Source organism: Streptomyces colwelliae (assembly GCF_048158785.1).
Taxonomy (GTDB): domain Bacteria; phylum Actinomycetota; class Actinomycetes; order Streptomycetales; family Streptomycetaceae; genus Streptomyces.
In genome coordinates this window covers 35,535-42,660 of record NZ_JBLTJC010000045.1, presented here as the reverse complement: position 1 = coordinate 42,660, position 7,126 = coordinate 35,535, and the positions used below count along the sequence as shown (strand labels likewise).

At 71.5% G+C, this 7,126-nt stretch carries 5 protein-coding genes; all 5 read left to right on the top strand.

Features of this window, described 5'->3' with window-relative positions:
• Positions 1–88: 88 nt before the first annotated feature.
• A complete protein-coding gene (locus tag ACNFOC_RS12510) occupies positions 89–1,588 on the top strand; it encodes a sugar transferase (RefSeq protein WP_416959184.1) in 1,500 nt (499 codons plus the stop codon).
• Positions 1,589–1,658: 70 nt separating this feature from the next.
• Complete coding sequence (locus ACNFOC_RS12505; RefSeq protein WP_416959183.1) at positions 1,659–2,975, top strand: nucleotide sugar dehydrogenase; 1,317 nt, start codon at positions 1,659–1,661, stop codon at positions 2,973–2,975.
• Entirely contained in the window at positions 2,965–4,230 is a 1,266-nt protein-coding gene (locus tag ACNFOC_RS12500; RefSeq protein ID WP_416959182.1) for a glycosyltransferase family 4 protein, read from the top strand. The genes ACNFOC_RS12505 and ACNFOC_RS12500 overlap by 11 nt, the downstream gene beginning before the upstream one ends.
• Positions 4,227–5,609, top strand: a complete 1,383-nt coding sequence (locus tag ACNFOC_RS12495; RefSeq protein WP_416959181.1) for a Wzz/FepE/Etk N-terminal domain-containing protein — start codon at positions 4,227–4,229, stop codon at positions 5,607–5,609. Before ACNFOC_RS12500 ends, ACNFOC_RS12495 begins: the two co-directional genes overlap by 4 nt.
• Positions 5,606–7,126, top strand: coding sequence for a Wzz/FepE/Etk N-terminal domain-containing protein (locus ACNFOC_RS12490; RefSeq protein WP_416959180.1), 1,521 nt, complete (start codon positions 5,606–5,608; stop codon positions 7,124–7,126). Before ACNFOC_RS12495 ends, ACNFOC_RS12490 begins: the two co-directional genes overlap by 4 nt.

The window sequence follows — 7,126 nt, the reverse complement described above, 5'->3', positions numbered from 1 at the left end:
GGCACAGTGCGGGGGGCGGGGACCCTCCGCAGGGGGCGAAACAGTGTGAGGCGGCGACGCCGGACCACTGGGGACCTTGGGGGGTTCTGTGCGGCAGGGGGGAATAGTCGACCCTTTTCCGTCGGCGCGTGGGCGTCTGGCGAACGGGGCAATGAGTCAGCCCGCGACCGATTGGGAGCAGCGGTACCGCCGTACCGTGATCATCAGTGACACCGTGGCCACCGCCTTCGTGGTGGCGTCGATCGGTGACTTCTTCGGGGCCCGGGACGCGGCCAACTGGCATGAGAAGTGGGGGATTCTCGCCTTCGGCACCCAGCTGCTCGTGCTGGGAGCGCTTGCGGTGAGCCGGTCGTGGGCTCCGGCAGTGCTCGGTCAAGGCGCCGAGGAATTCCGGCGGTTGGGACGTTCGCTGTTCACGGCGACCGTCGTCCTGGCGCTCGGCGGGATCGCGCTGACCTCGCGCAACATCAAGCTCTGGATCTTCGTCGCGATCCCCGCGATCGCGCTCGTCACCATGACCGAGCGGTATCTGCTCCGCCTCTGGCTGCACAAACAGCGCAACGACGGACGATGCCTCAGACCGGTGCTCGCCGCCGGGAGCCCCGCCACCGTGCGCGACCTGATCAACCGGACCCGCAAGCTCCCGCACCTCGGCTGGCGCGTGGAGGCGGTGTGCACGACGGACGGCCGCGGGTTCGGCGGTGACCAACACGGGCTCGACGGCGACGAGTTGGACGGCGTACCGGTCATAGGGCTGCTGGAGGACGTCGCCAAGCACGTCCACCACGACGGCTACCGTGTCGTCGCGGTCACCCCGGACCCGCACTGGTCACCTGACCGGTTGCAGCGGCTGGCCTGGAACCTCGAGGGCAGCGACGCCGAGATGATCGTGGCCCCCGTGCTGATGGAGGTGGCCGGCCCGCGTCTGCACGTCGACGCGGTGCTCGGGATCCCGCTGCTGCGGGTCAGCATGCCGACCTTCAGCGGGGGCCGCCGGGCGATCAAAGGGGTCGTCGACCGGTTGGGCGCAACGATTCTGCTGGTGCTGTTCGCTCCGCTGATGCTCCTCGTCGGACTGCTCGTGCTGATGGACAGCCGCGGCGGGGTGCTCTACCGCCAGCGCAGGGTCGGCAAGGACGGCCGCGAGTTCACCATCGTCAAGTTCCGCACCATGGTCACCGGGGCCCACGGGGCACGCGCGGACCTGGCCGACCGGAACGAGGGCGCGGGCCTGCTGTTCAAGCTCCGCCGGGATCCGCGGGTGACCCGGGTCGGAGCGGTGCTGCGCCGGTACTCGCTCGACGAGCTCCCGCAGCTCTTCAACGTGCTCACCGGATCGATGTCGCTCGTCGGACCGCGGCCCCCGCTGCCGGAGGAATCCGCCGCCTACGGCCCGGACATCCGGCGGCGGCTGCTGGTCAAGCCAGGGCTCACCGGCCTGTGGCAGATCAGCGGACGCAGCGATCTGCCGTGGGAGGAGGCGGTCCGCCTCGACCTGCGCTACGTGGAGGACTGGTCGCTCGCCCTGGACACGGTGATCTTGTGGAAGACGCTGCGTGCCGTGCTCCACGGGCAGGGGGCCTACTGATGCGCGGGGGTCGACCGACCGACGCGCGGACCGCAGGCCGCAAGGGCCTGACTGGGGGGAGGGACGGAGCATGAGAGTCAGCGTTTTCGGGCTCGGCTACGTGGGCTGCGTATCGGCCGCGTGCCTGGCCAGCATGGGGCACGAGGTCATCGGGGTGGACGTGAACCAGGTGAAGGTCGACCTGGTCAACGACGGCAAGGCCCCCGTGGTCGAGGAGCGAATAGGCGAGCTCATCGCCGAGGTCGTACGGACCGGAGCGCTCCGCGCCACCGGTGATGTCCACGAGGCGATCATGGGCAGCGAGATATCGCTGATCTGCGTGGGCACCCCGTCGGAGCCCAACGGCAGCCTGTGCACCACGTACTTGGAGCGGGTCACCGAACAGATCGGCGCCGCGCTCGCCGAACGGGGCGGGCGCCAGACCGTCGTGTTCCGCAGCACCATGCTCCCGGGCACCTGCCTGAACCTGCTGGTGCCGATCCTGGAGAAGAACGTCGGCGGCACGGCCGGGGTGGACTTCGGGGTCGCGGTCAACCCGGAGTTCCTGCGCGAGGGCACGAGCGTCCAGGACTTCTTCGACCCGCCCAAGACCGTCATCGGCGAGCTCGACCCGGCGAGCGGCGACGCGGTGACGGCGCTCTACGACGGCCTGCCCGGCGAGGTGTTCCGGGTTCCGGTCCCGACCGCCGAGGCGATCAAGTACGCGGACAACGCGTTCCACGGCCTCAAGATCGGCTTCGCCAACGAGCTGGGCTCGGTGTGCCAGGCGCTCGGGGTGGACTCGCACCAGGTGATGGACGTGTTCCTGGCCGACCGCAAGCTGAACATCAGCCCCGCCTACCTGCGGCCCGGCTTCGCGTTCGGCGGCTCCTGCCTGCCCAAGGACCTGCGCAGCCTGGTTTACGCGGCGCAGCGGGCCGACGTCTCGGTGCCCATCCTCTCCCACGTGCTGGCCTCCAACTCGGACCATCTCCAGCGCGCGGTGGACCTGGTCGAGCGCACCGGCAAGCGCCGGGTGGGAATGTTCGGGCTGTCCTTCAAACCCGGCACCGACGACCTCAGAGAGAGCCCGCTCGTCGAGCTGGCGGAGAGACTCTTCGGCAAGGGCTACGACCTCAAGATCTACGACGCCAACGTGAGCCTCTCCCGGCTGCTCGGCGCGAACCGCGAGTACATCGAGAGCCGGCTGCCGCATCTCGCGCAGCTGCTCGCCGACTCCGTCGACGAGGTGCTGGAGCACGCCGAGGTGTGCCTGGTCGGGACCAAGGATCCGGCCGTGCTGTCGGCGCTGCCCCACGCGGGCGTCCCGGCGATCGTCGACCTCATCCACCTTCCCGACGCCGACGCGCGCCGGACCGAACCGGGGTACATGGGCCTTGCCTGGTAAAGCGAACAGCGGCGACGGGACGAACCGGCGTGCGCTGATCCTGGTGGAGAACCTGTCGGTGCCGTTCGACCGGCGGGTGTGGCAGGAGTGCACCACCCTGCGCGACGCGGGCTGGGAAGTGCACGTCATCTGCCCCCAGGGGGAGAAACGGGACACGGAACCGGAAGCGGTGATCGACGGGGTGCGGATCCACCGCTACCCGTTGCGCGCGGCCACCGGAGGGCCGGCCGGCTACCTGCGGGAGTACGGAACGGCGCTCTGGCACACGGTCCGGCTGGCCCGCAAGGTCGGCCCGGTCGACGTGGTCCACGCCTGCAACCCGCCCGACCTGCTGTTCCTGCCCGCACTGTGGCTGAAGCGGCGCGGCGCCCGGTTCGTCTTCGATCAGCACGACCTGGTACCCGAGCTGTACCTCTCCCGGTTCGACCGCGGCGAGGACCTGCTCTACCGCGCCGTGTGCGCGCTGGAGCGGCGGACCTACCGGGCCGCGGACATCGTGCTCGCCACGAACGAGAGCTACCGGGACGTCGCGCTCAGCCGCGGCGGCAAGCGGCCGGAGGACGTCTTCGTGGTGCGCAGCGCGCCCGCGACCGACCGGTTCCAACCGGTGCCGCCGGAGCCGGAGTTGAAGCGCGGCAAGCCCCATCTGCTGTGCTACCTCGGCGTCATGGGCCCGCAGGACGGCGTCGACTACGCCTTGCGGGCCCTGGCGAAACTGCGCGACGAGCTCGGGCGGACCGACTGGCACGCCGTCTTCGTCGGCGCCGGCGACGCCTTCGACGCGATGGTGGAGCTGGCCCGGCAGCTGGGTCTGTCCGAGCAGGTGCAGTTCACCGGGCGCATCCCGGACGCCGACCTGGTGCGCTACCTGTGCACCGCGGACGTGTGCCTTTCCCCCGACCCGTGCAATCCGCTCAACGACGTGTCGACCATGAACAAGGTCCTGGAGTACATGGCGATGGGACGGCCGATCGTCTCGTTCGACCTCAAGGAGGCGCGCGTCTCCGCCGGTGACGCCGCCGTCTACGCGCCCGACGACGACGAGGCCCAGTTCGCCAAGCTCATCGCGCTGCTCCTCGACGATCCGCAGAAGCGGGCCCGGATGGGCAAGACCGGCCAGGAGCGGATCAGCGGCCCGCTGTCCTGGCAGAACTCGCAAGCGTCGCTGCTCGCCGCCTACGCCGCCGCCAGCCGGGACCAAGCCCCGGTGTCGGCGGGCGGGCCGGTCCGTACGGGGAAGAGGCCGCACCATTGAATGAGGACACGATCCGTCTGGTCACGATCGGACGGATTCTCCGTCGGCGGTGGCGGCTTCTGGCCGTACTCGCCGTAGTGGGTGCGCTCGTCGGCTACGGCACCTCGGTGCTGCTGTTGCCGCCGCGGTACACGGCGGCGGCATCCGTGCTGCTGCCGGGCCAGTGGGACGAGCGCGAACTGCTGACCCAGGTGGACATCGCGACCAGTTCCGAGGTGGCCGACCGCGCGGCCGCCACGCTCCGCTGGAAGGGCGTCAGCGGCGCCGACCTGAAGGACCAGGTCAGCGCCAAGGCCGACGACGGGAACATCATCAAGATCTCCGGTACGGCCGACACCCCGGAGCGCGCGCAGCGGCTCTCCGACCAGGTCGCCCAGCAGTTCGTCACCTTCGCCGTGCGTGTCGCCGGCGGCAGCATCGACCCCGCGGCGGCCACGGAGACGGAGGCGCTGCGGAAGCAGGTGGCGGACACCAACCGCCGCATCAGCGACCTGGCCGGCGCGGCCGATCCGGGGCAGACCGTGGAGAGCGTGCAGGCCCGCACCGAACTGGAAGGGCTGCGCACCGCGCTGCAGGATGCCATGAAGAAGCTCGAAGAGGCCGCCCCGTCGGCAACCGGCAAGGCCAACATGGTCGTCATGGGGCCGGCGCCCCGGCCGACCGGCGCGGCGGCGCCGACGAGGATGCAACTGACCGTCGGCGGGGCGCTGTTGTTCCTCCTGCTCGCGGTCATCGGCCATCTCGCCGCCGCACGGGTGAGCCGCCGGCCGCGCACCGAACCGGAGATCGCCGCGGCGCTGGGCTCGGCCCTCCTCGGCACCGTCGACGTGCCCGGTGAACGGAGCGGGCACCGGCCGGAGAGCCGTGGCCCGTGGTCCCGGATCCGTCGGCTCCTCGGCGTCGACACCCGGTGGGACATACCGACCCCGCAGCGGTCCGGCGACGAGGCGGACAGACGGATCCGCTACCGGCGGGTGTGCACTCGCCTGAGAGACCAACTGCCCGCCCCCCGGCGGCTGCTGGTCGTCGTACCGGAAGGCGACGAGGTCGCCCACCGGGCCGCCGGGCAGCTCGTCGCCGAGGCCACGGGCGATCCGCTGCTGCGGGTGGTGGAGGTCTCGGTGGACCGGCCGGTCGTGCCGGACCGGGACCGCGACACGGAGTCCGGTGCCCTGGTCGTCGTCGGCGCGGGCAGCCGGACCGCTGAGGAACTCGCGGACATCGCCGAGGCATGCGCGGACGGCGGCCACGAGGTCGTCGGCGTCGTCGTCGCCGGCACGGTACGCACCACCCGTCCGACGCGGACCGCCGACCGTCCATCGGACGAGGCCACTTTGACGTTCGCGGTGCACGGCCACGCGACGGGAGGTTCGGCGTGATGACGAACACGACTTCGGAGTCGTCGGCGACCACTCCGCTCCTCGACGTGCAGGCGCTGGTGGTCGCGGTCCGCAGACGCCGCCGGCTCTGGTCCGCGATGGCCCTGCTCGGACTGCTGAGCGGCGCGGCCGTGGCGGTCCTGCTGCCGCCGGCACCGGCCGCGGTGACCAAGGTGCTCGTCGCGCATCAGGAGGACCAGCCGAACGACACCGGAACGCTGATCCGCACCGACGCCCAGCTGCTGGGGACCTCGCGGATCGCCGGCCAGGCGCTGCGGATCCTCAAGTCCCCGGAAAAACCGGAGGACTTCATGAAGGACTACCGGGGCACCGGACTGACCAACAACGTCCTTGAGATCGATGTGACGGGCAAGACCGACGCGGAAGCGGTGGCCCGGGCCAAGGCCCTGGCCGAGGCGTTCGTCGCGGACCACGCCCAGCGCATCCAGGCCATCGCCAACGCCAACGCCCAGGGCCTGCTCGACCAGCGTGACCGGATGCAGGCGGAACTCGCCGGCGTCAACAAAACGATCGCCGGCCGGACGCTCGACACCGACCCGAAGGACTCGGCGAACCTCGAATCGCTCTTCGCCCGGCGGGCCGAACTCACCTCACAGATCTCCGACTTCGGCCAACGCGCCGAGGAGGCGCGCGTCGGCGCGCCCCAACTCGTCGCCGGCACGCAGATCGTGGACGCACCGCGCGCGGTGCGGCACTCCCTGCCCAAGGCCGCCGCCACCAACGCCGTGATCGGACTCGTCCTCGGGCTCTTCCTCGGGCTCGCGCTGGCCGCGGTCGGCGTGGTCGTCGCGGACCGGCCCGTGCTGCGGCGGGACATCGCGGCGAACCTCGGCGCCTCGGTCATCGCGGAACTGCCCCGCCGATCCGGCAGGTTGTGGCAGCGGCGGCGGACCCGGGTGGCACGCGAACGGCTCACCACGACACTGGCCCGCACCGCGCGCGGCTCGGCGGAACCGCTGTCGCTCCTGGAACTGGGCTGCGCGCGCGGCACGGCCGTGATCGCCCTCGGTCTCGCCCGGGCCCTGGGGGAGGACGGTCCGGTGACCGTCGTCGACGGTCTCCCCGGCACGCAGCTCTCGGGCCGCCGCCCGAAACCGGGGGACCCCACCGTGGTCGGCGGCGAAAAGGCCGCCACCGTGTCCCCGCAGGAGCAGCGGATCGGTGTCGGCTCGGTGGCGCCCGGTACGGCGTGGACCGACCTCCAGCACCTCGGCTCCCGGACCGTGCTCGTCGTGCGGGCCGGGCACGGCAGCGCCGCATGGCTGCACACCGTGGCCCGGCAACTCGCGGACCAGCACATCCCGGTGATCGGTGTGGTGCTGATCGACCCCGATCCGCGCGACCGGACCGACGGCACGCTGTGGGACGGGCTGGCCAACGCGCTGCGCGGCCGGAGCGAGCGGCCGACCTGGCAGAACGCGACCGGCCGACGGCTCACCGAACGGCAGCCGATACGGGCCGCACGGGTCCCGGACAACGACCAGGAGGTGCGGTAG

Excerpts from the sequence above, each read along its gene's own strand:
- ACNFOC_RS12505 (WP_416959183.1), top strand. The coding sequence starts at position 1,659 with ATGAGAGTCAGCGTTTTCGGGCTCGGCTACGTGGGCTGCGTATCGGCC.